The sequence below is a fragment of the Pontibacter silvestris genome (assembly GCF_020907275.1).
GTDB classification, from domain to species: Bacteria; Bacteroidota; Bacteroidia; order Cytophagales; family Hymenobacteraceae; genus Pontibacter; species Pontibacter silvestris.
On sequence record NZ_JAJJWI010000015.1, the window covers coordinates 117,275 to 136,560 of the forward strand.

24 protein-coding genes are annotated in these 19,286 nt (G+C 40.7%); 20 read left to right on the top strand and 4 right to left on the bottom strand.

The genetic code is table 11. From position 1 onward, the window contains the following. Nucleotides 1–8: 8 nt before the first annotated feature. The 17 genes from rplR (at nucleotide 9) to hscA (ending at nucleotide 11,932) form a co-directional block, all read left to right on the top strand. The gene (gene rplR, locus LN995_RS14590; protein ID WP_229961819.1) at nucleotides 9–356 is read left to right on the top strand and encodes a 50S ribosomal protein L18; all 348 of its coding nucleotides are present in this window, start codon (nucleotides 9–11) and stop codon (nucleotides 354–356) included. A gap of 7 nt (nucleotides 357–363) precedes the next feature. Next, nucleotides 364–882, top strand: a complete 519-nt coding sequence (gene rpsE, locus LN995_RS14595) for a 30S ribosomal protein S5 (protein WP_229961820.1) — start codon at nucleotides 364–366, stop codon at nucleotides 880–882. A 5-nt stretch (nucleotides 883–887) separates the two neighbouring features. Further along, nucleotides 888–1,067, top strand: a complete 180-nt coding sequence (gene rpmD / locus LN995_RS14600) for a 50S ribosomal protein L30 (RefSeq protein ID WP_229961821.1) — start codon at nucleotides 888–890, stop codon at nucleotides 1,065–1,067. A gap of 1 nt (nucleotide 1,068) precedes the next feature. Continuing rightward, nucleotides 1,069–1,515, top strand: coding sequence for a 50S ribosomal protein L15 (rplO, locus tag LN995_RS14605; RefSeq protein ID WP_229961822.1), 447 nt, complete (start codon nucleotides 1,069–1,071; stop codon nucleotides 1,513–1,515). A 5-nt stretch (nucleotides 1,516–1,520) separates the two neighbouring features. Further along, nucleotides 1,521–2,837 carry a preprotein translocase subunit SecY gene (gene secY, locus LN995_RS14610; protein WP_229961823.1) on the top strand — a complete coding sequence of 439 codons (1,317 nt, stop codon included), beginning with the start codon at nucleotides 1,521–1,523 and terminating at the stop codon, nucleotides 2,835–2,837. A 3-nt stretch (nucleotides 2,838–2,840) separates the two neighbouring features. Continuing rightward, nucleotides 2,841–3,614, top strand: coding sequence for a type I methionyl aminopeptidase (map, locus tag LN995_RS14615; RefSeq protein ID WP_229961824.1), 774 nt, complete (start codon nucleotides 2,841–2,843; stop codon nucleotides 3,612–3,614). After that, nucleotides 3,615–3,833, top strand: coding sequence for a translation initiation factor IF-1 (gene infA / locus LN995_RS14620; protein ID WP_229961825.1), 219 nt, complete (start codon nucleotides 3,615–3,617; stop codon nucleotides 3,831–3,833). A gap of 5 nt (nucleotides 3,834–3,838) precedes the next feature. After that, complete coding sequence (gene ykgO, locus LN995_RS14625; protein ID WP_034256541.1) at nucleotides 3,839–3,955, top strand: type B 50S ribosomal protein L36; 117 nt, start codon at nucleotides 3,839–3,841, stop codon at nucleotides 3,953–3,955. A gap of 10 nt (nucleotides 3,956–3,965) precedes the next feature. Then, nucleotides 3,966–4,343, top strand: a complete 378-nt coding sequence (rpsM, locus tag LN995_RS14630) for a 30S ribosomal protein S13 (RefSeq protein WP_229961826.1) — start codon at nucleotides 3,966–3,968, stop codon at nucleotides 4,341–4,343. A gap of 9 nt (nucleotides 4,344–4,352) precedes the next feature. After that, nucleotides 4,353–4,745, top strand: a complete 393-nt coding sequence (rpsK, locus tag LN995_RS14635; protein ID WP_114778264.1) for a 30S ribosomal protein S11 — start codon at nucleotides 4,353–4,355, stop codon at nucleotides 4,743–4,745. A gap of 28 nt (nucleotides 4,746–4,773) precedes the next feature. After that, nucleotides 4,774–5,379, top strand: coding sequence for a 30S ribosomal protein S4 (rpsD, locus tag LN995_RS14640; protein ID WP_229961827.1), 606 nt, complete (start codon nucleotides 4,774–4,776; stop codon nucleotides 5,377–5,379). A 37-nt stretch (nucleotides 5,380–5,416) separates the two neighbouring features. Then, a complete protein-coding gene (locus LN995_RS14645; protein ID WP_229961828.1) occupies nucleotides 5,417–6,406 on the top strand; it encodes a DNA-directed RNA polymerase subunit alpha in 990 nt (329 codons plus the stop codon). Between the two features lie 73 nt (nucleotides 6,407–6,479). Continuing rightward, nucleotides 6,480–7,010 carry a 50S ribosomal protein L17 gene (gene rplQ, locus LN995_RS14650; protein ID WP_229961829.1) on the top strand — a complete coding sequence of 177 codons (531 nt, stop codon included), beginning with the start codon at nucleotides 6,480–6,482 and terminating at the stop codon, nucleotides 7,008–7,010. Between the two features lie 75 nt (nucleotides 7,011–7,085). Continuing rightward, on the top strand, nucleotides 7,086–8,192 hold the full coding sequence (gene carA / locus LN995_RS14655; protein WP_229961830.1) for a glutamine-hydrolyzing carbamoyl-phosphate synthase small subunit: 1,107 nt from the start codon (nucleotides 7,086–7,088) through the stop codon (nucleotides 8,190–8,192). Nucleotides 8,193–8,212: 20 nt separating this feature from the next. Continuing rightward, on the top strand, nucleotides 8,213–9,490 hold the full coding sequence (gene eno / locus LN995_RS14660) for a phosphopyruvate hydratase (protein ID WP_229961831.1): 1,278 nt from the start codon (nucleotides 8,213–8,215) through the stop codon (nucleotides 9,488–9,490). Between the two features lie 91 nt (nucleotides 9,491–9,581). Further along, entirely contained in the window at nucleotides 9,582–9,881 is a 300-nt protein-coding gene (locus LN995_RS14665; RefSeq protein ID WP_229961832.1) for an FtsB family cell division protein, read from the top strand. 185 nt (nucleotides 9,882–10,066) lie between these two features. After that, nucleotides 10,067–11,932, top strand: coding sequence for a Fe-S protein assembly chaperone HscA (hscA, locus tag LN995_RS14670; RefSeq protein ID WP_229961833.1), 1,866 nt, complete (start codon nucleotides 10,067–10,069; stop codon nucleotides 11,930–11,932). Between the two features lie 123 nt (nucleotides 11,933–12,055). Here the strand turns inward: hscA and LN995_RS14675 are convergent, their stop codons facing one another. Both LN995_RS14675 and LN995_RS14680 read right to left on the bottom strand, forming a co-directional pair. Then, nucleotides 12,056–12,388 carry a hypothetical protein gene (locus LN995_RS14675; RefSeq protein WP_229961834.1) on the bottom strand — a complete coding sequence of 111 codons (333 nt, stop codon included), beginning with the start codon at nucleotides 12,386–12,388 and terminating at the stop codon, nucleotides 12,056–12,058. Between the two features lie 3 nt (nucleotides 12,389–12,391). Continuing rightward, a complete protein-coding gene (locus tag LN995_RS14680; protein ID WP_229961835.1) occupies nucleotides 12,392–13,465 on the bottom strand; it encodes an Ldh family oxidoreductase in 1,074 nt (357 codons plus the stop codon). Nucleotides 13,466–13,663: 198 nt separating this feature from the next. Between LN995_RS14680 and LN995_RS14685 the strand changes: the two genes are divergently transcribed. After that, on the top strand, nucleotides 13,664–16,048 hold the full coding sequence (locus LN995_RS14685) for a tetratricopeptide repeat protein (protein WP_229961836.1): 2,385 nt from the start codon (nucleotides 13,664–13,666) through the stop codon (nucleotides 16,046–16,048). A 105-nt stretch (nucleotides 16,049–16,153) separates the two neighbouring features. Here LN995_RS14685 and LN995_RS14690 read toward each other — a convergent pair whose 3' ends face one another. Both LN995_RS14690 and LN995_RS14695 read right to left on the bottom strand, forming a co-directional pair. Beyond that, nucleotides 16,154–16,921 (bottom strand): DUF5602 domain-containing protein, encoded by a 768-nt coding sequence (locus LN995_RS14690; RefSeq protein ID WP_229961837.1) that lies wholly within the window; start codon nucleotides 16,919–16,921, stop codon nucleotides 16,154–16,156. A 278-nt stretch (nucleotides 16,922–17,199) separates the two neighbouring features. Then, entirely contained in the window at nucleotides 17,200–18,141 is a 942-nt protein-coding gene (locus LN995_RS14695) for a Ppx/GppA phosphatase family protein (RefSeq protein WP_229961838.1), read from the bottom strand. A gap of 319 nt (nucleotides 18,142–18,460) precedes the next feature. On the opposite strand from LN995_RS14695, the gene LN995_RS14700 reads away from it, so the two are divergent. After that, entirely contained in the window at nucleotides 18,461–19,087 is a 627-nt protein-coding gene (locus LN995_RS14700) for a lytic transglycosylase domain-containing protein (protein WP_229961839.1), read from the top strand. Continuing rightward, nucleotides 19,050–19,286, top strand: a 237-nt coding sequence (locus LN995_RS14705; RefSeq protein WP_229961840.1) for a hypothetical protein, incomplete at its 3' end; no start/stop codon positions are given. The genes LN995_RS14700 and LN995_RS14705, both read left to right, overlap by 38 nt.

Sequence of the window (19,286 nt, forward strand, 5' to 3'; positions counted from 1 at the left end):
TCATCATCATGTCTGCTAATAAAGTAACAAGAAGACTTAGAATTAAGAAAAGCATCAGAAACAAGATTTCTGGTACGCCTGAAAGGCCAAGATTATCTGTATTCAGAAGTAACAAAGCTATCTACGCACAGATTATCGATGATACTACTGGGTTAACGCTAGTAGCTGCCTCTTCAGCTAAGCTTGATGATGCGAAAGCGAATGTGGAAGCTTCTAACAGAGTAGGGAAGGATATTGCAGCTAAAGCCCTTGAGAAAGGTATAAATCAGGTTGTATTCGACCGTTCTGGTTACCTCTACCACGGTAAAGTAAAATCATTGGCAGAAGGCGCTCGTGAAGCTGGCCTAAAATTCTAAAATAATTATGTCGAAGAATAATATACGTAGTGTAAAAGCTAGCGAAATCGAGCTTAAAGAGAGAGTAGTAGCTATTAATCGCGTTGCCAAGGTTGTTAAAGGTGGTAGAAGGTTTAGCTTTGCCGCCATTGTAGTTGTAGGTGACGGAAATGGTGTTGTAGGATATGGCTTAGGTAAAGCTAATGAAGTTACTGACGCTATCGCCAAAGGTATTGATGATGCTAAGAAAAACCTTGTAAAGGTTCCAGTATATCACAGTACAGTTCCTCATGCCATGGAGGGTAAGTATTCAGGTGGTTTTGTATTAGTTAAGCCTGCTGCTCCTGGTACTGGTGTAATTGCTGGTGGAGCTATGCGTGCTGTGTTGGAAAGTGCTGGAATCAGAGACGTACTTTGTAAGTCTAAGGGTTCATCAAATCCGCATAATGTAATTAAGGCTACTTTCGATGCACTTGCTAAAATGCGTGATCCATTAGCTGTAGCACAGCAACGTGGTGTTAATCTTCAGAAAGTATTTAACGGTTAATTGAAATGGCTCAGGTTATAATCAGACAAATCAAAAGCACTATTGATAAGCCAAAAGATCAAAAGCTGACAATTCAAGCTTTAGGCCTTGGTAAAATCAATAAATCAGTAACTGTTGAATTTACACCACAGATTGCTGGTATGGTTAAAAAGGTTAATCATCTTGTAGAAGTAAACAATATTTAACATGTATCTTAACTCATTAAAACCTGCGGAGGGTTCTGTTAAAAACAGAAAAAGATTAGGTAGAGGTACTGGATCAGGTAGAGGTGGTACTTCTACTAGAGGTCATAAAGGTGCCAAGTCTCGTTCTGGTTACTCTCAGAAAGGTGGCTTCGAAGGTGGACAAATGCCTTTACAAAGACGTGTTCCTAAGTACGGCTTTAAAAACTTTAACAGAGTTGAATTTAAAGCTATCAATTTGGATGTTGTTCAGTCTTTAGCTGAGGCTACTAACGAAACTGTTCTTAACTTTGATTTTTTCAAAGCTCATGGACTTGTTTCTAAGAATGATAAAGTGAAAATATTGGGTAGAGGGGAGATTAATAAAGCAGTAGAAGTTCACGCTCATGCTTTCTCTAAAACTGCTATCTCATCAATTGAAACAGCAGGCGGTAAAACAGTAGCTATTTAGTCGATATGAAGAAGTTTATAACAACACTAAAGAACATTTGGACAATAGATGATCTGAGAGTACGTATTTTAAATACTCTTGGCTTCATTGCTATATTTAGACTAGGTTCTTATGTTGTTCTTCCAGGTGTTGATCCTAACCAATTAGTATCTAATACAGGTGGAATATTTGGATTATTAGATACTTTCTTAGGTGGAGCATTTAGTAATGCCTCCATCTTTGCGTTAGGTATAATGCCTTACATATCTGCTTCAATCGTATTACAGCTATTAACTATAGCCGTTCCTTATTTTCAAAAAATGCAGAAGGAGGGTGAGTCTGGTCGAAAAAAGATCAACCAAATCACCCGCGTTCTAACTATAGTAATTACACTTGCGCAAGCTGTGGGGTTTGTTGCTACTATTAATGCCGAAGCAATCGCTATAAATTCTACATTATTCACTATCACTTCAATGATTGTACTTACATCTGGTACTATCTTTTGTATGTGGTTAGGTGAAAAAATCACAGATAAAGGCATAGGCAATGGTATATCAATGCTTATCATGATAGGTATTGTATCCAGGTTCCCTGGTGCTATTATCGCTGAGTTTGCTTCTAAGCAATTAAATGGAGCTCTCTTATTCATATTTGAACTTGCGGTTCTATTCTTTGTTGTAATGTCTGTTGTAATGCTTACACAGGCAATCAGAAGAATTCCTGTTCAGTATGCTAAACAAGTAGGTGGTAGTTCTTTGTATAGTGGGCAGAGGCAGTTCATTCCCTTGAAAGTTAATGCTGCTGGTGTAATGCCAATTATTTTTGCTCAGTCATTAATGTTTTTGCCTTCTATGATAGCTTCTATATGGGCAGATTCAAGTGAGACAGCTAATTATATTGGTTCTACATTCTCTGATTTTACTTCATGGCAGTATAATCTGGTTTTTGGTTTAATGATTTTAATTTTCACTTATTTCTATACTGCAATAAGTGTTAATCCAAATCAGATAGCTGATGATTTAAAGAGAAGTGGAGGTTTCATTCCTGGTGTTAAGCCTGGTAGAGCTACCTCTGAATATATTGATCTAATTTTAACAAGAATAACTCTTCCAGGTGCTATTTATTTAGCTTTGGTGGCTATTTTCCCATCATTAGCTATGCTACTTGGTGTAACCAGACAGTTCTCACAGTTTTTTGGAGGTACTTCTTTGATCATTATGGTTGGTGTTGTACTTGATACCTTACAACAGGTAGAGAGCTATTTATTAATGAGACATTACGATGGTATGATGAAGTCTGGTAAACTTAGAGGCAGGACTGAAAATATAGCCATGGTATCTTAATTAATGATATTCTACAAAACAGAAGAAGAAATTGAGCTGATTCGCCAGAGTGCTTTGATATTAGGCAAAGCACATGGCGAAATAGCCCGTCTTATACGGCCAGGTATTTCTACAGCAGAATTAGACAAAGTTGCCGAGGAATTTATCAGAGATAATGGAGGTGTTCCTTCATTCAAAAACTATAATGGTTTTCCTTATAGTTTATGTATTTCTGTTAACTCTACCGTAGTACATGGTTTCCCTAGCAATTATACTTTACAGGACGGTGATATTATTTCTGTCGACGGTGGAGTATTATATAAAGGCTTCCATAGTGATTCAGCTTATACTCATGCTATTGGTAATGTTTCTGATGATGTACAAAAGCTTTTAACAGTTACTAAAGAGGCTTTGTACAAAGGCATTGAAAAAGCAGTTGTTGGTGCCCGTATGGGTGATGTCAGTTATGCAGTACAAAGTTATGCTGAAGGTTTTGGGTTTAGTGTTGTACGGGAATTAGTTGGACATGGTGTAGGAATGAACTTACATGAGTCTCCTGAGGTTCCTAACTATGGAAAGAGGGGACAGGGTGTAAAACTTCAGAATGGTTTAGTTATTGCTATAGAGCCCATGATCAATTTAGGCACAAAGAATATTGTGCAGGAAGATGATGGCTGGACGATAAGAACTAGAGATAATAAACCTTCTGCGCATTTTGAACATACAGTTGTTGTACGTCAGAATGAAGCGGAAATTTTAACTACATTTGATTATATAGAACAAGCTAAGCAACAATAAATGGCAAAACAGTCCTCTATTGAACAAGACGGAACTATCATCGAAGCACTATCTAATGCAATGTTCCGGGTAGAGCTTGAAAATGGGCATCAGCTGGTCGCTCATATTTCCGGAAAGATGAGAATGAATTATATCAAAATCTTACCTGGAGATAGAGTAAAGTTAGAAATGTCTCCCTATGATCTGACTAAAGGAAGAATTGTTTATCGATATAAATAAATACAATGAAAGTTAAAGCATCAGTAAAAAAAAGAAGTGCTGATTGTAAAGTGATCCGACGTAAAGGAAAGCTTTATGTTATCAACAAGAAAAATCCAAGATATAAACAAAGACAAGGTTAATTAATTAAGTATGGCTAGAATAGCAGGAGTTGATATTCCGGATAACAAAAGAGGTGAGATAGCATTGACTTATATTTTCGGCATTGGCCGAAAACTTTCTCAATCTATTCTTACAAAAGCCGGGGTGGATCTTGACAAAAAAGTGAAAGACTGGACTGAAGATGAGGCCGGTGAGATCAGAAATATTATTGCGTCTGATATTAAGACAGAAGGTGTTTTAAGATCAGAAGTGCAGTTGCACATCAAGCGCCTGATGGATATTGGTAGTTACCGTGGTTTGAGACATAGAAAAGGTTTGCCTGTTCGCGGACAGCGCACCAAAAATAACTCTCGCACCAGAAAAGGTAAGCGTAAGACTGTTGCAAACAAGAAGAAAGCTTCTAAATAATATTTGATCATGGCTCAGAAAAGAAAAGATAAAGCTAAGAAGCGTGTAGTAGTTGTTGAATCAACTGGCCAAGTACACATTAAAGCTTCTTTCAATAATATCATTATCTCAATAACCAACAATGCAGGACAAGTAATCTCTTGGGCTTCTGCTGGTAAAATGGGTTTTAAAGGTTCTAAAAAGAACACTCCTTACGCTGCACAAATGGCAGCTTCAGATTGCGCTAAAGTCGCTCACGATTTAGGTATGCGTAAAGCTGAAGTATTTGTTAAAGGCCCTGGTGCAGGTAGAGAGTCCGCCATCCGTACTGTTCAGAATTCAGGAATTGAAGTAACAACTATTAAAGACGTTACACCTCTTCCTCACAACGGATGTCGTCCTCCTAAACGCAGAAGAGTTTAATTATCTTATTTCGATTGAATAATTAATTATGGCAAGATATACTGGTCCTAAAAGCAAGATCTCAAGAAAATTTAACGAAGAGATTTTTGGCCCAAGCAAAGCATTAAAAAAGAAAAGCTATCCTCCAGGGATGCACGGCCGTGGTCGCCGTAAAAAGCAATCTGAATATGCTGTTCAGTTAGCTGAAAAACAAAAAGCAAAATATATCTATGGTGTTTTAGAAAAGCAGTTTGCTAATCTATTTGAGAAAGCCCATAGAAAAGGTGGTATCACAGGTGAAAATCTATTGGTTTTACTTGAGTCTAGATTAGACAATACAGTTTACCGTTTAGGTATTGCTCCAACAAGAAGAGCTGCCCGTCAGTTGGTATTGCACAAACACATAACGGTTAACGGAGAAGTTGTAAATATTCCATCTTACAGCCTTAAAATTGGTGATGCTGTAGCTGTTAGAGAAAAATCTAAATCTCTTGAGGCTATTACTACAAGCTTAACTGTACGTAATGCACGTGCGTTTAGCTGGTTAGAGTGGGATGCCGCAGAGATGGTTGGCAAATTTGTGTCTGCGCCGCAGCGTGACCAAATTCCTGAGAAAATTCAGGAACAGCTAATCGTTGAGCTTTACTCTAAGTAATCAGCTTAATCAATTTTTAACCTTTAACACTGCAAGTATGTCAATATTAGCATTTCAAATGCCAGAAAAAGTTGTAATGGAAAAAGCCGACGACTTTCATGGTTTATTTGAATTCAAGCCGCTTGAAAAAGGTTACGGTGTAACCATCGGTAATGCTCTGCGAAGAATTCTGCTATCTTCATTAGAAGGTTTTGCAATTACTAGCATTCGCATACCTGGTGTACTGCATGAATTTTCGTCTGTTGAAGGCGTTGTTGAGGATGTTTCTGACATTATCCTTAACTTGAAGATGGTTCGCTTTAAGAAAATTAGCGAAGTAATTGACGACAAAATTACAGTTACCATCGGTGGTCAAGATACTTTTACTGCTGGCGATATAAGCAAGTTTTCTACAAGCTTTGAGGTATTAAACCCTGACCTTGTAATTTGCCACCTTGACAATAGTATTACCTTCGAGATCGAACTTACTATTCAGAAAGGACGCGGCTATGTTCCTGCTGAAGAAAATAAGAATGGTGATCAAGTGTTTGGTCTTATCGCTATTGATGCTATTTTCACACCAATTAAAAACGTTAAGTTTAGTGTTGAAAATACCCGTGTAGAACAGAAAACTGACTATGAGAAGCTTGTGCTTGACTTACAGACAGATGGTTCTATTCACCCGGAAGATGCATTAAAAGGAGCTGCAAATATCCTGATCCAGCATTTCATGCTGTTCTCAGACAACACCATGACTTTTGAAACTGCTAAACCTGAAGAAGAAGAGGCAGTAGATGAAGAAATGCTTCATATGCGCAAAGTTCTGAAGACTTCTCTTCAGGATATGGACTTATCAGTTAGAGCTTACAACTGTTTGAAGGCTGCCGATATTAAAACCCTTGGTGACCTTGTGCAGCTTGATATTTCTGATATGATGAAGTTTAGAAACTTTGGTAAGAAGTCATTAACTGAATTAGAAAATCTGGTACAGGAGAAAGGCTTGACTTTCGGAATGGACCTTTCTAAGTACAAGTTAGAAGAAGATTAATAATCTACGGCATAATTCCCGATCCCTTAAATAACAGGTTGATCGACGGTATGCACGTGCACAATTTATAATAATGAGACACGGTAAAAAAATAAATCACTTAGGAAGAACTGCTTCGCATCGTAAGGCTATGTTGTCAAATATGGCAGCTTCTCTTATCCTGCACAAGCGAGTTTCTACTACAGTTGCTAAGGCAAAGGCTCTTCGCAAATATGTTGAACCTTTATTAACTAAAGCAAAAAACGACACGACACACTCTAGACGTACCGTTTTTGCTTACCTGCAAGACAAAGAGTCTGTTAAAGAACTTTTTGATCAAGTTGCTGGTAAAATTGCTAATAGACCAGGAGGTTATACTCGTATTCTTAAAACCGGCTACAGAATCGGTGATAACGCAGAAATGTGTGTTATTGAGCTTGTAGACTACAACGAGGATATGCAATCATCTGCTGGTACTGCAGCAACTGGTACTAAGAGAACTCGTCGTCGTGGTGGTAAGAAGTCTTCTGATGAAGCTACAGCTAGCGCTGCCCCTGCAGCCGAAGTTCCTGCTAATACAGAATCTTCTGATGACGCTCAAACTGAAACTAAAGATGCTGAATAAGCTCTTTTGTTAAATATTTCAAAGGGACACGGCATAAGTCGTGTCCCTTTTTTATTTTTGTGATAAATCTCTCTCATGAAAAAGCAAATAACTACAGAAGCGATTCTTCTTTTAGAAGATGGCACAATTTATAGAGGTCAAAGCCTGGGGCTGATTGGTACATCTGGTGGCGAGTTATGTTTCAATACTGGCATGACTGGTTATCAGGAAATCTTTACTGATCCCTCTTATTTTGGACAGATAGTTATTACAACAGTATCTCATGTTGGTAATTATGGTGTTCAGCAGGAAGAAGTTGAATCTGACAAAGTGCAGATCAAGGGCCTTGTATGTAAAGAGTTCTCACAACACTTTTCGAGGAAAACAGCAGAGGGTTCTTTGCAGGAATACTTTGAAAAAGCAGGTATTGTAGGTATCTGTGAGATAGATACAAGATCTTTGGTGCGATACATTCGTGACAAAGGTGCTATGAATGCAGTTATTTCTTCTGAAGTTACTGATGTAGAAGTGCTGAAGCAAAAGTTGGCTGAGGTACCTAGCATGAAAGGCCTTGAATTATCTTCACAAGTAAGTACCAGAGAGACTTATTCATTAAATAACGGAGAGGCAAAATATAGAGTAGCTGTACTGGACCTGGGAATCAAGAAGAATATTATTAATAACTTAGTGTCCAGAGGGTGCGAGGTTAGAGTATACCCTTATAATACTTCTTTTGAAGAGATGGAGGAATGGAACCCAGATGGATATTTTATTTCAAATGGCCCAGGTGATCCTGCAGCTACAACAGATGCTGTAAATAGTGTTAGAAAGATGCTTGAAAAACAGAAGCCACTTTTTGGAATTTGTTTAGGGCATCAGGTTTTGGCGGAAGCCAACGGAATTTCTACGTATAAGATGCATAACGGGCACAGAGGCTTGAATCATCCTGTAAAGAACCTGTTTACTGGGCGTAGCGAAATAACCAGCCAGAACCACGGCTTTGTGGTAGATGAGGAGCAAATCAGAAATCACCCTGAGGTAGAGGTTACACATATTAACCTTAACGACAATACTATTGAAGGTATGCGTATGAAGTCTAAGCCAGCTTTCTCTGTTCAGTATCACCCGGAGTCTTCACCTGGCCCACATGATTCGACTTACCTTTTCGACGAATTTGTCGCTTTATTAGAACAATCAAAGTAAAACCATAGAAAATAAAACCAATGAGCTTAATTACAGACATCAAAGCAAGACAGATCTTTGATTCAAGAGGCAACCCTACTGTAGAGGTTGATGTAGTGACCGAAAGCGGTGCACTTGGTCGTGCTGCAGTTCCATCTGGTGCGTCAACAGGCGTACACGAAGCAGTAGAACTGCGCGACAATGATAAAACCAAGTACATGGGTAAAGGTGTGCTTCAGGCAGTAAAGAATGTTAACGAGAAAATTGCTGATGAGCTTGTTGGCTTTACTGTGTTTGAGCAGAACCTGCTTGATAAGATCATGATAGAGCTTGATGGCACGGCTAACAAAGGCAACTTAGGTGCTAATGCTATTCTTGGTGTATCATTAGCTATCGCGCGTGCTGCTGCACAAGAGCTTAATATGCCGCTTTACCGCTATGTAGGTGGTGTTAATGCCAATACACTGCCTGTACCAATGATGAATATCCTGAATGGTGGTAGCCATGCGGATAACTCTATTGATTTTCAGGAGTTCATGATTATGCCGGTAGGTGCAAATTCTTTCTCTGAAGCGTTGCGTATGGGTACAGAAGTATTCCATAACCTTAAAAATGTGCTTAAGAAAAAAGGCCTTTCTACCAACGTGGGTGATGAAGGTGGTTTTGCTCCGAACATTGCTTCTAATGAGGAGGCTATTCAGGTTGTATTGCAGGCTATTGAGGCTGCAGGTTACAAGCCAGGTGATGACTTTATGATTGCCATGGATGCTGCCAGCTCTGAATTCTACGATGCAGATTCAGGTACATATCATTTCAAGAAATCTACCGGCGATAAACTTACTTCTTCTGAAATGGTTAGCTTCTGGGCTGACTGGGTTAAAAAATACCCGATTATTTCTATAGAAGATGGTATGGCTGAAGATGACTGGGATGGCTGGAAGCAGCAAACTGTTGCAATAGGTGACAAAGTACAGTTAGTAGGTGATGACCTTTTTGTAACAAACGTAAAGCGTTTGCAACAAGGTATTGACCAGAAAATTGCTAACTCTATTCTTATAAAAGTAAACCAGATCGGTTCACTTACTGAGACTATAAATGCTATTAACCTTGGCCTGCGCCACGGCTATAAGAGCGTTATGAGCCACCGTTCTGGTGAGACTGAGGACAACACGATTGCTGACCTTGCTGTAGCCTTGAACACTGGCCAGATCAAAACTGGTTCTGCGTCTCGTTCTGACCGTATGGCTAAGTACAACCAATTACTCCGTATTGAGGAAGAACTTGGTGAAACTGCTTATTTCCCGGGAAAGAAATTCTAATAAGCAGAATTTAAAAATAATTATGGCTAAGGCTGTGGGTTATATAGCTCACAGCCTTACTTTTGTGTAAGTACCACAATGTGAACAGGCCATGATGAAGCGCATTCCGAAATTTTTCCGTAACTTCTATTTTATCACCACAGTTTTGTTTCTGGTGTGGATGCTCTTTTTTGATTCTAATGACTTTATTACGCAGTACCAGATGAGCAAGAAGCTAAGCGATCTGGAAGAGCAAAAAGAACATTATCTAGAGAAGATGGAGGAAGTGAAGCAGGATAGAAATGAGCTTATGGGAAACCCGGAGCTTCTTGAGAAATTTGCCCGTGAAAAGTACCTGATGAAACGACCGAATGAGGATGTGTTCATTATTGTTCCAAAAGAAGAAGAATAAGCCTTTAAGACTGCTTTACTTATCAACTCTGATATTACCTCCAGGTTAAGGTAATCATTAACAATCCCTTTAAAAGTAGAGTAACGCTTACGGGAGCTATCGTCTTCCGCTCCTCCCCAAAATATTTGTAACTTTGTGCTATAGAGCTGCTCCTTTAAATGGCAGCTTCACAAAATCCAGATACTATGGCAAAAGTTGCAATAAACCTTTCTACAGGTGCTCTTCAGCAAGAAGAGGTAGTAGTAGGTATAGATTTAGGTACTACCAATAGCTTGGTGGCTTACATTCATCCAGAAGATAAAAAACCTCTCGCAATTAATGATCAGAACCGTGGGAGTATTGTACCGTCTGTTGTGCATTTTAATCAGCAGGGAGAGACAATAGTCGGTAATGAGGCAAAGGAATATCTTATTACTGACCCTGCAAATACCATCTACTCTGTAAAGCGATTGCTTGGTAAATCTTATAAAGACCTTGGCGAGCATAAAGACTACTTTGGCTACAAAGTTATAGATGATGATAAAGAGGGTTTAGTAAAGGTTCGTGTAGAAGATAAGTTTTATTCTCCTATTGAGCTGTCTGCAGAAATATTAAAAGAACTGCGTGAACGCGCAGAACATGCCTTAAAGACTCCTGTTAACCGAGCTGTAATAACAGTGCCTGCTTATTTTAACGACTCTCAGCGCCAGGCTACCCGCGATGCTGGTAAGCTGGCAGGGTTGGAAGTGTTGCGAATTGTAAATGAACCTACAGCTGCTGCACTGGCCTATGGCATTGGGATTAACCCTGATGAAGAGAAAACAGTAGCGGTGTATGACTTGGGTGGCGGAACATTTGATATTTCTATCTTAAGCATTCATCAAGGAATATTTGAGGTGCTTTCTACAAACGGCGATACGTATTTAGGTGGTGATGATCTGGACCGTGCTATTATTCAGCACTGGGTGCAGGAGAACCAGCTAATAGCAGACACTGTAAACGCAGACAAGAACTTATTGCAGGAGCTGCGCCTGAAAGCAGAGGAAGCCAAGAAAGCATTAAGCAACTCAGAGGTTTATACCGGCAATATTAATGGTAAAATAGATTGCCACATAGAGCGCCACACATTTGAAACTCTTATAGCTCCCATTATTGCCAGAACTATTAACAGCTGTAAGCAAGCGATGGCAGATGCAAAGCTTGCCCCGGAGCAAATTGATGGTGTCATTATGGTGGGTGGCTCCACACGCGTGCCTTTAGTGTATAATGCCGTATCAGAGCTTTTTGGTAAGCCAGCTAACAACTCGTTAAATCCTGATGAAGTAGTTGCTTTGGGTGCAGCTATACAAGCCGATATTCTGGCAGGTAATCGCAAAGATATCTTATTGTTGGATGTAACGCCTCTTACTTTAGGTATTGAAACAATGGGTGGTTTGATGGATTCGATTATCCCTAGAAATTCTAAAATACCAACCAAAGCTGGCCGGCAATATACTACTTCTGTAGATGGGCAGGTGAATATGAAAATTTCTGTTTATCAAGGCGAAAGAGATGTTGTGAGTGAAAACCGTAAATTGGCAGAATTCGACTTAAAGGGAATACCAGCTATGCCTGCAGGTTTTCCTAAAGTAGATGTTAACTTCATTTTAAATGCAGACGGAATTCTTAAAGTAGAAGCCAAGGAGGTTCGTTCCGGTGTGCGTCAGGAAGTGGAAGTGAAGCCACAATACGGCCTGACAGATGCACAGGTAGAACAGATGTTAATGGATTCTATCACACATGCTAAAGACGATGTGGCTACCCGAATGCAGATTGAAGCCCGCACAGCCGCCGAACAAATGCTTTACCAGGTAGAACGTTTCTTAGATAAGAACGGGGAACACCTGACAGAAGAGGAAATTAACCTGACGCGCCAGCATGTGCAGCAACTGAAGAACGTGTTGGCTACCGGAGGCGACAAAGATGCTATTTATGGAGCTGTAGATGCACTGGAAGAACAGACACGTCCTTTTGCCGAGCGTGTCATGCAGATTTCTATCAAAAGGGCAATGGCTGGTAAAAAGATTGATTAAATCTCTAACAGACATTTTATAAACAGAAAGCGCTGGCAGTTCTATTGTCAGCGCTTTCTGTTTATAAAAGATTTTAGCCAGCAGCTTAAGACAAAAGCTTTTCCCCTGTTCAGGAATCTGCAGTTAAAATCGCAAAGCTACCAGCACATACTGTAGCAGGTTGTAGTTCAGGTAAAGTAAGGTAACAGCCACAATAACGCCCACCATTACGCCTGCATAAGGAACACCCTGTTCACGTACCTGCCGCACCCCCCAATAAATGTAAGCAACAAGGGCAATCGCCGCATAAATTAACAGCAACAGAGGCATAGCTAATAGCACTTCTACAGAAGCAAAATGCCAGAAGTAATTAACAGCTAACCAAATAACATTCAGAAACCAGGAGAACAGCAGCATACTAATGCTGCGCTTAGCGGAACTGAGCCCAAGGGTTCTGAATATATTTTCAGCTGCCATTGGTTAAATGTCAAACTTAATGCTAAACTTCTTACTTAAATCTTCCAGGTCTTTTACAACAGGAGTTAGTAAGGGAATGCCTTGCGCTAAGCGTATGGCAGATATTTCTCTTTCCGGGTCTCCGGGTATGATAACAGCTTCTTCACCATCCTTAACCCTGGCTTTACGGAAAGTATCGATCCAGTTATCCATATGTGCTTTAAAATCATCAGCCGGACGGAAGGCATCTATACGCATAGCTCCTAAAAAGTGCCCGATTCCTTTTCCTGGCAGGTTCTCAGCTACAGGCAGAAAGCTAACAAAAGGAGGTACCCAGGGTCCGTAATTAGCTCCGGAAAGTACAGCAGAGAAGATATCAACCACCGAAGACAAAGCATAACCTTTATGGCTGCCATGGGCCCTATCGCTACCTAGCGGGAGCAACGCACCACCAGCTTTCAACTCATGTGGGTCATTGGTTTCTTCTCCTTTTGCATTCTGAATCCAACCAGATGGCGCTTGCTCTCCTTTACGCTGCAGTATCTCCAGTTTACCATTAGCTGCGGCAGAGGTAGCTAGGTCAGCAACAAAGGCAGGCTGTTTGTTTGTAGGAACGGCTACGGCAATAGGATTGGTGCCGAGCATACGCTCCGTAGAGAAAGTAGGTGCCACTAAAGGAGAGGCATTCGTCATGGCCATACCTATCATATCTTTAGCCAGTGCTTTCATGGCATGATACCCTGCAATGCCGAAATGGTTCGAATTTGAGACTGACACCCAGCCTGAACCAACCTCTTCAGCCTTACGCATGGCTATTTCCATCGCACGAGGGGCTACTACCAATCCAAGGCCTGCATCACCGTCTATAGTGGCAGTACTAGGCGTTTCATGAATAACCTGAATGTCAGGCTTCGCATTAATTCGGCCGGCTTCCCAAAGGCGCACGTAGCCACTAAGCCTGGCCACACCATGCGAGTCTACACCTCTTAAGTCAGCATCTAAAAGTACTTCTGTTGCCAGCCTGGCATCTTCCGGTGGGCAACCCATATGAAGAAAAACTTCCTGAGTAAAGTTAAACAGTTGTTGGTATGAGTGCATAAGTAATTGCTGTGTTAAAGAGGCAAATTACAAATTTATCATTTTAAAGCCGGAGCGAAAACTTGTTTGCTTGCGTGTTGATAAAATCTTCAGGCTGTTTTTGTAGAAAGAATATTGCTGTTCGTCTATATTTCTGAATAGTTTTAAGTTTGTGGAACAGAATTTGGAATATCTCTTAGCAGATAAAGCTCTTAAGCTATGAAAAGAACTATACTACTTTTTTACCTGATAGCTGTAGTGTTTGTAGCACATGCGCAAACTAAACTTTTATTCGAAGAAGCCTCATCCAAGGCATATCTCATGAAATCTGCAACTGCCGGTAACAGTAGCCAGCAAAGCATCAATAGCATTATTAGTTTACTTTCTAATGAGGAAGTGAAATCCAGCAAAGGTGGCAGACCCAACAGAAAGCCAGAATTTGTGGTGCGATTTGAGCAACAGGCCCGCATTGCTGATACCGGAGATAAACTTCAGCTTAAAGTGCAGTTAAACAAAGTGGCCATTTCGGGAGACATCAATTACAAAGGCTTTGACTTAGGAGAAGTACTGCTTCCTGAGAAATTAAGCTATATAATACAGTTGTTGAATGAGCAGGATAAGGAAGTGCAGAGTTACAGGCAGTCTGTTAAAATGTTTGATAAAGGCAGCTTTGTAGTCTTTGAAATGACTGTACCTGATACTGCGGCCTCTCAGAGGTATAAACTAAAGGTAGTGGATAAGGAACTGGTGTATACCAGTAAAAGCGTGCGACAGGTAAAGGAGTATATGGAGTTGGTGCGTGCTTATTATGTGGCTGACGCTGCTCTGGCAAAAACGCTTCAGGATATTGCTTATATCCTTCCTGACGATATTGACCAGCTAACGCAGCATGAGCATAATCTGCGTAAATTAGAAGATGCATTTGCTTTTGCTAAAGAAGCTCCGTTCTGGAAAAAGCTTAACCTGCGCCAGAACGACCCATTGCGGCTTACTTCTAAAATAAATGAGGTAGAAACGCAATTGCAGGAGCGCAGACGTGCCATCAATCATATTATGGCCACCTTAGATATGCAGTTCTATAACAGGGGAACAGCTCTGTTTACAAAAGGCGATTACAAAGCGGCACGAGCTTACTTTGCGAAGTCGCTGGAGGTGAATCCAACATTTTCCCCGTCGCACCTGCAACTGGCGCGCCTTGATTTTATAAACGGCTTTGTACAGGAAGCGGCGGCTCGTACACGTGAGTTAGTAACTGTCATGCGTACTGATCCAGAAACGGCAGCGTCAGCTATGACACTGGCACAGGATATTTATAGCACCTTTATTACTCAGGGAAATAACCTAACGACAAGCAGGCAATACGAAGATGCTTTGTCTGCCTATGCTGATGCACGTGACCTTTGCAGTACCATAAGAGGCCTGCGCTGTAACATGATGGCTTTGAATGATGGCGAAGCCCGTGCAGCTTACGGCCTTTACAGAGATATTATAGAAGATGGCAAAAATTCACTGGCTCATAATGACCTGGCTAAAGCCGAGCGTTTAGCAGAAGAGGCCTTAGACTTTCAGCAGCAGTACGATTTTGTGCTGCACAATGCCCGTGAAGCTTCTGATTTAGTAAAGCAGGTAAAGTACCGGTTTTACTTACAGGCAATAGATAAAGGTAAGTTGTACCTGGCTCAGAATAATTATGATGCTGCGCTGGGGCAGTTCGAGGCCGCACTTGGTTTGGAAGCTTCGTACACTTTAACGCCTGTTAAAGAGCTGGCATCTTTGGCCCAAAAGGCTGCAAAGCCTGTGCTATTGGCTATGTTAACAAGTGGCTATCAACAGGCAATAGACAATGTTCTGCCAAATGCCAGAGCTGTAGCTTCGGAAGCAATTGCCATGCAGGCACGTTTTGCACTGGAGCAGGACAGGGAAGTTCAGATCAAATATGACCTGCTTCGGAAGCGTATTTTTACACAAGAGTGCATCAATACTCAGGCTGCATACGACAAGCACTTCCACAATGCGAAAGAGCTGATCAGAGACAAAAAGTTTATTTCTGCTGACCTGGCGTATCAGGCTGCCATAAAAGTATCGGAGGATAATGCTGACTGTAATATAGCCACTTTTACTGCTAAAGATGGGCATGAGGCCATTGCGGCAGCTGTAGCTTACCAGCGTATGCTGGAAGACATTAACCGCTTTGTTGCCAGCAGTCGTTACACAGAGGCTATTGAAACTTATAGTAAAGCTGAAAAATACTACTTGGCTTATGAAGTAAATCGCTTCGGCTTAGACAATACCTCTTTATTTGACTTTGCCCATGATAGCAAGAAATTTCCTTTTACAGCGGCTGTGGTCAGCCATTTTGCAGCGTTAGGGGAGGAGCAGACATCAATAGATTTGCTTACTTCTTTGTTAGATAAAGGTTACTCTAAAGGCAAAACAAAAAAGGTACAGCAGCAATTAGGTAAACAGCTTGCTGCCAAAGATGCCCAGAGAGATTTAACAGAGCAACCTAAAGTAGTAGCATCAAACTACACCAGCGGCCATAAATCTCTTAAAAAACTGAGCAAAGCTTATGAGAAAGAGTTAAAGAGGTTATTAAAACAATAATAGTTGCTCTTAAAAAGCAGTTACTCCTGATAGTTACTATAAATAAAACAATCCTGTACCTGTCGGTACAGGATTGTTTTATTTGGTACGATAGGTATCGTTCTGTTAATTCTTCAGCTCAAAATCAGTAAGTGCTATTGTATATTCGCCTGTTTCAGCATTGTAGTTAAAAATGTATTTAGTTGGATAATAAAGTCCTTTCCGCTCAAATTCTGCAGGCTGTTTTATAGAAAATGTATCTTTTGGGTTTGATTGCAGATAGTCCAGTGTAAACATAGGTTCATAGAAGATTACTTTGCTGTCATAGGAGCCATAGATAAGTGTTTGAGTAAATTCACCGCCATTTAATTCAGCGGTAAACTTGTCTACCCAGTGCTTACCCATTTCCGGAACATTAACCTGTATATCTATATAGTCGGCAGGTAAATATTTTGAGGGTGGGACGTTCAATACTTTAGGATCCGAAACTTCATCTCCTATTTGCATCTGCTGCTCAGAAGAAATCATATAAAAGTGCCCATCAAAATGAGGGACCGAATAAATTTCAGGAGGATGCCCCATAGGATTCCAATCAACAGCAACATGGTCAAAAGGAGTTTTATCCTTTATCTCAGAAGGTAAATCTACTTCATAGTAGTACATCGTCATGGCGCTGTTCGGATCAGCATTTTCGTGGGAGGCTCCGGGTAAACTGTGGAGAACTTCATGTGAAAAACTAAACCCAACTGCAGTTGGGTTGCCGGCCGCATCAATTTTGGCCCAGGAGTGCAGCGTACCACTCTCCATGGGAACACTCTCCCCATATACTGTTGTCTCTGCATCTGGGTCAGTGTCATCGTCTTTATCGCAGGAAGAGACTAAGGCTGTTAACACAACAGCTAAAGTTAAAATAGAAAATTTATGCAAGGATAGCATGTTCTTTATATGTTACTGTTTATGATTAATGAAAGCCTGCTAATTGCCACTGATTTATAAACAGGAGCTGAACAGAAACTTCCTAAAGTGAAATTAGCCTTTGACATACAGGTAGTGAGCTAGCGTTAAGCAATAGCTATTACTATATCAGACCCAAAGTGGAAGTATTTCAGTTCCTGATTGCTGTCTATAGACAGAATTAAAGCTTTATAGTTTAAATAGCTAGGAAAAACAGCTTACATCTCCTCCAAGGCCTGTTGTAGTACACCTTCTTTTAGTGCATAAGCCGAAACCCTGATCTTTTCTTTAAGTTGGTATTGTTGGAGTACAAAATCAACAGCTATACTTGCCAGCACAATCATGTCTACCCGCATTTCAATCATGCCAGGTATCACCAGGCGTTCATCACGATTCTTATGAAGCAGACTGTTGTGCACCTGGTAAAAGTCTTCTATAGCTAAAACAGAAGCTGGCGGTGTGTTTTGCTTCCTTGAGTTGTCGCCTTTGCTTATGGCGTCTATATCGCAGAGTGTATCAAAAGTACCAGAGGAACCTACCAGTACTGTTGGCTTAAACTTAGTAACGGCTTCTGTAAGTGGCTGTAACTTCTCTTGCAGGTAAGCTTTCTCAGCCTCCACACACTCTGCAGGTATAGGGTCCTGCTTAAAGAACATGTCCATCAGGCGTTGAGCCCCAACTTCGAAACTGCGCTTCCAGAAAATCTTTCCCTTATTACAGATGATAAACTCTACACTGCCTCCGCCGATGTCCATCACCAGAGCTGTTTGCTCATCCAGCACTCCTGCCGCCCGTACACCATAGTAGATCAACTCTGCCTCACGGTCTCCAGAGATAACTTCTACCTGAATATCTGTCTGTTTAAAAATATCTTTTACAAAATCGTCGCCGTTGGAAGCATTACGTACCATGCTGGTGGCCATTGCTCTTACAGTTTCAACATCAAAGTTATCTATTGTTTTTCTGAAGTCCCTTAAAGTTCTTAGTGCGCGCTCATAAGCTTCTGGTGCAATAGCGCCTGTGCTAATGCCTCCCTGGCCCAGACGCACAGGCAACTTCGTCTTGTAAAGGTCGTGCAGTTTACCCTGCTCATCTACCTCTGTAACTTGCAGATGAAAGGTGTTTGTGCCCATGTCTATAAGAGCAATTCGTTTGTGCATGACGGAAAATTTATAGGTGCGGAAATTGTATATCTAAGCAATAGTGTAAATGTACTAAGTCTTTGCTTATTGATTAATAGATATGAAGCAGAAGATAATGTAAATAAAAGAACAAATGCACATCACTTCTATAAATGTAATTTTGTATTTATAAAATCATATTTAATTAGCTCTGATATACCTTTATATTTGAAAGAAAAACGAGCCTCTGGATTAAGGCTTACTACTTAAAACCAAGGTGCCTCGGTTCAGGTAATCTTCCATTTATCATATTTAAATGAGAAAGCAGTTTTCGCTTTTATTGTTGTTCCTACTGCCAATGCTTGTTTTAGGACAACGTGTTATAGTGCCCCAATACATAAGTTTTGCTGATTTGAGTATTAAAGTCTCAGGTAAAGCACAGCAGGAAATACAGGATAAAGTGGATGCTTTGCATTGTAATGCAAAGTATTTTCAGAAGAAAGTAGATTTGGCAACTATTTATTTTCCAGTTATAGAAAGTACTCTTAAAGAGGAAGGTGTTCCTGCTGAATTTAAATACTTTGCAATGCAGGAAAGCGGCCTCATAGGCGACACCATATCAAGATCTAACGCAGTAGGCTTCTGGCAGTTTAAAATAGAAGCCGCTTCAGATTTTAACCTGCATGTAGATTACCAGGTAGATGAGAGGCTGCATGTGATAGAAGCTACCGGAGGCGCGGCCAAATACCTGAAGCGTAGCAATGCTTATTATAAGAACTGGCTGAACTCGCTGCTGTCTTATAGCCTGGGCTTAGACGGAGCCAAGCCTTACAGTACTGCTGCTGAAAGAGGAAGTCGTAAGGTAGAGATAACAGAAAAAACGCACCCTTATGTTCTTACTTTTCTGGCCCATAAAGTAGCTTATGAAAGTTTTTTAGGAAAGGTGAATGCTTCTCCTGTGGGTACTGCAGGCTTTACCTGTTAATCCTGGGCAGGATCTGTTGGAGATAGCCTGGGCTACTCAAACTGATGTAGCTGAGTTAGCAAAATATAATAAATGGCTGAAGGATGGTGCTACAGTTCCAGCTGATAAAACATACACTGTGTTGTTACCTGTAACAAATGAACAGGCTGTTGCAGGTGTTCGGGAGGAACTCTGTGCCTCGTCCTGGAAAAAGTTGACA

Excerpts from the sequence above, each read along its gene's own strand:
- rplR (WP_229961819.1), top strand. The coding sequence starts at position 9 with ATGTCTGCTAATAAAGTAACAAGAAGACTTAGAATTAAGAAAAGCATC.
- rpsE (WP_229961820.1), top strand. The coding sequence starts at position 364 with ATGTCGAAGAATAATATACGTAGTGTAAAAGCTAGCGAAATCGAGCTT.
- rpmD (WP_229961821.1), top strand. The coding sequence starts at position 888 with ATGGCTCAGGTTATAATCAGACAAATCAAAAGCACTATTGATAAGCCA.
- rplO (WP_229961822.1), top strand. The coding sequence starts at position 1,069 with ATGTATCTTAACTCATTAAAACCTGCGGAGGGTTCTGTTAAAAACAGA.
- secY (WP_229961823.1), top strand. The coding sequence starts at position 1,521 with ATGAAGAAGTTTATAACAACACTAAAGAACATTTGGACAATAGATGAT.
- map (WP_229961824.1), top strand. The coding sequence starts at position 2,841 with ATGATATTCTACAAAACAGAAGAAGAAATTGAGCTGATTCGCCAGAGT.
- infA (WP_229961825.1), top strand. The coding sequence starts at position 3,615 with ATGGCAAAACAGTCCTCTATTGAACAAGACGGAACTATCATCGAAGCA.
- ykgO (WP_034256541.1), top strand. The coding sequence starts at position 3,839 with ATGAAAGTTAAAGCATCAGTAAAAAAAAGAAGTGCTGATTGTAAAGTG.
- rpsM (WP_229961826.1), top strand. The coding sequence starts at position 3,966 with ATGGCTAGAATAGCAGGAGTTGATATTCCGGATAACAAAAGAGGTGAG.
- rpsK (WP_114778264.1), top strand. The coding sequence starts at position 4,353 with ATGGCTCAGAAAAGAAAAGATAAAGCTAAGAAGCGTGTAGTAGTTGTT.
- rpsD (WP_229961827.1), top strand. The coding sequence starts at position 4,774 with ATGGCAAGATATACTGGTCCTAAAAGCAAGATCTCAAGAAAATTTAAC.
- LN995_RS14645 (WP_229961828.1), top strand. The coding sequence starts at position 5,417 with ATGTCAATATTAGCATTTCAAATGCCAGAAAAAGTTGTAATGGAAAAA.
- rplQ (WP_229961829.1), top strand. The coding sequence starts at position 6,480 with ATGAGACACGGTAAAAAAATAAATCACTTAGGAAGAACTGCTTCGCAT.
- carA (WP_229961830.1), top strand. The coding sequence starts at position 7,086 with ATGAAAAAGCAAATAACTACAGAAGCGATTCTTCTTTTAGAAGATGGC.
- eno (WP_229961831.1), top strand. The coding sequence starts at position 8,213 with ATGAGCTTAATTACAGACATCAAAGCAAGACAGATCTTTGATTCAAGA.
- LN995_RS14665 (WP_229961832.1), top strand. The coding sequence starts at position 9,582 with ATGATGAAGCGCATTCCGAAATTTTTCCGTAACTTCTATTTTATCACC.
- hscA (WP_229961833.1), top strand. The coding sequence starts at position 10,067 with ATGGCAAAAGTTGCAATAAACCTTTCTACAGGTGCTCTTCAGCAAGAA.
- LN995_RS14675 (WP_229961834.1), bottom strand. The coding sequence starts at position 12,388 with ATGGCAGCTGAAAATATATTCAGAACCCTTGGGCTCAGTTCCGCTAAG.
- LN995_RS14680 (WP_229961835.1), bottom strand. The coding sequence starts at position 13,465 with ATGCACTCATACCAACAACTGTTTAACTTTACTCAGGAAGTTTTTCTT.
- LN995_RS14685 (WP_229961836.1), top strand. The coding sequence starts at position 13,664 with ATGAAAAGAACTATACTACTTTTTTACCTGATAGCTGTAGTGTTTGTA.
- LN995_RS14695 (WP_229961838.1), bottom strand. The coding sequence starts at position 18,141 with ATGCACAAACGAATTGCTCTTATAGACATGGGCACAAACACCTTTCAT.
- LN995_RS14700 (WP_229961839.1), top strand. The coding sequence starts at position 18,461 with ATGCTTGTTTTAGGACAACGTGTTATAGTGCCCCAATACATAAGTTTT.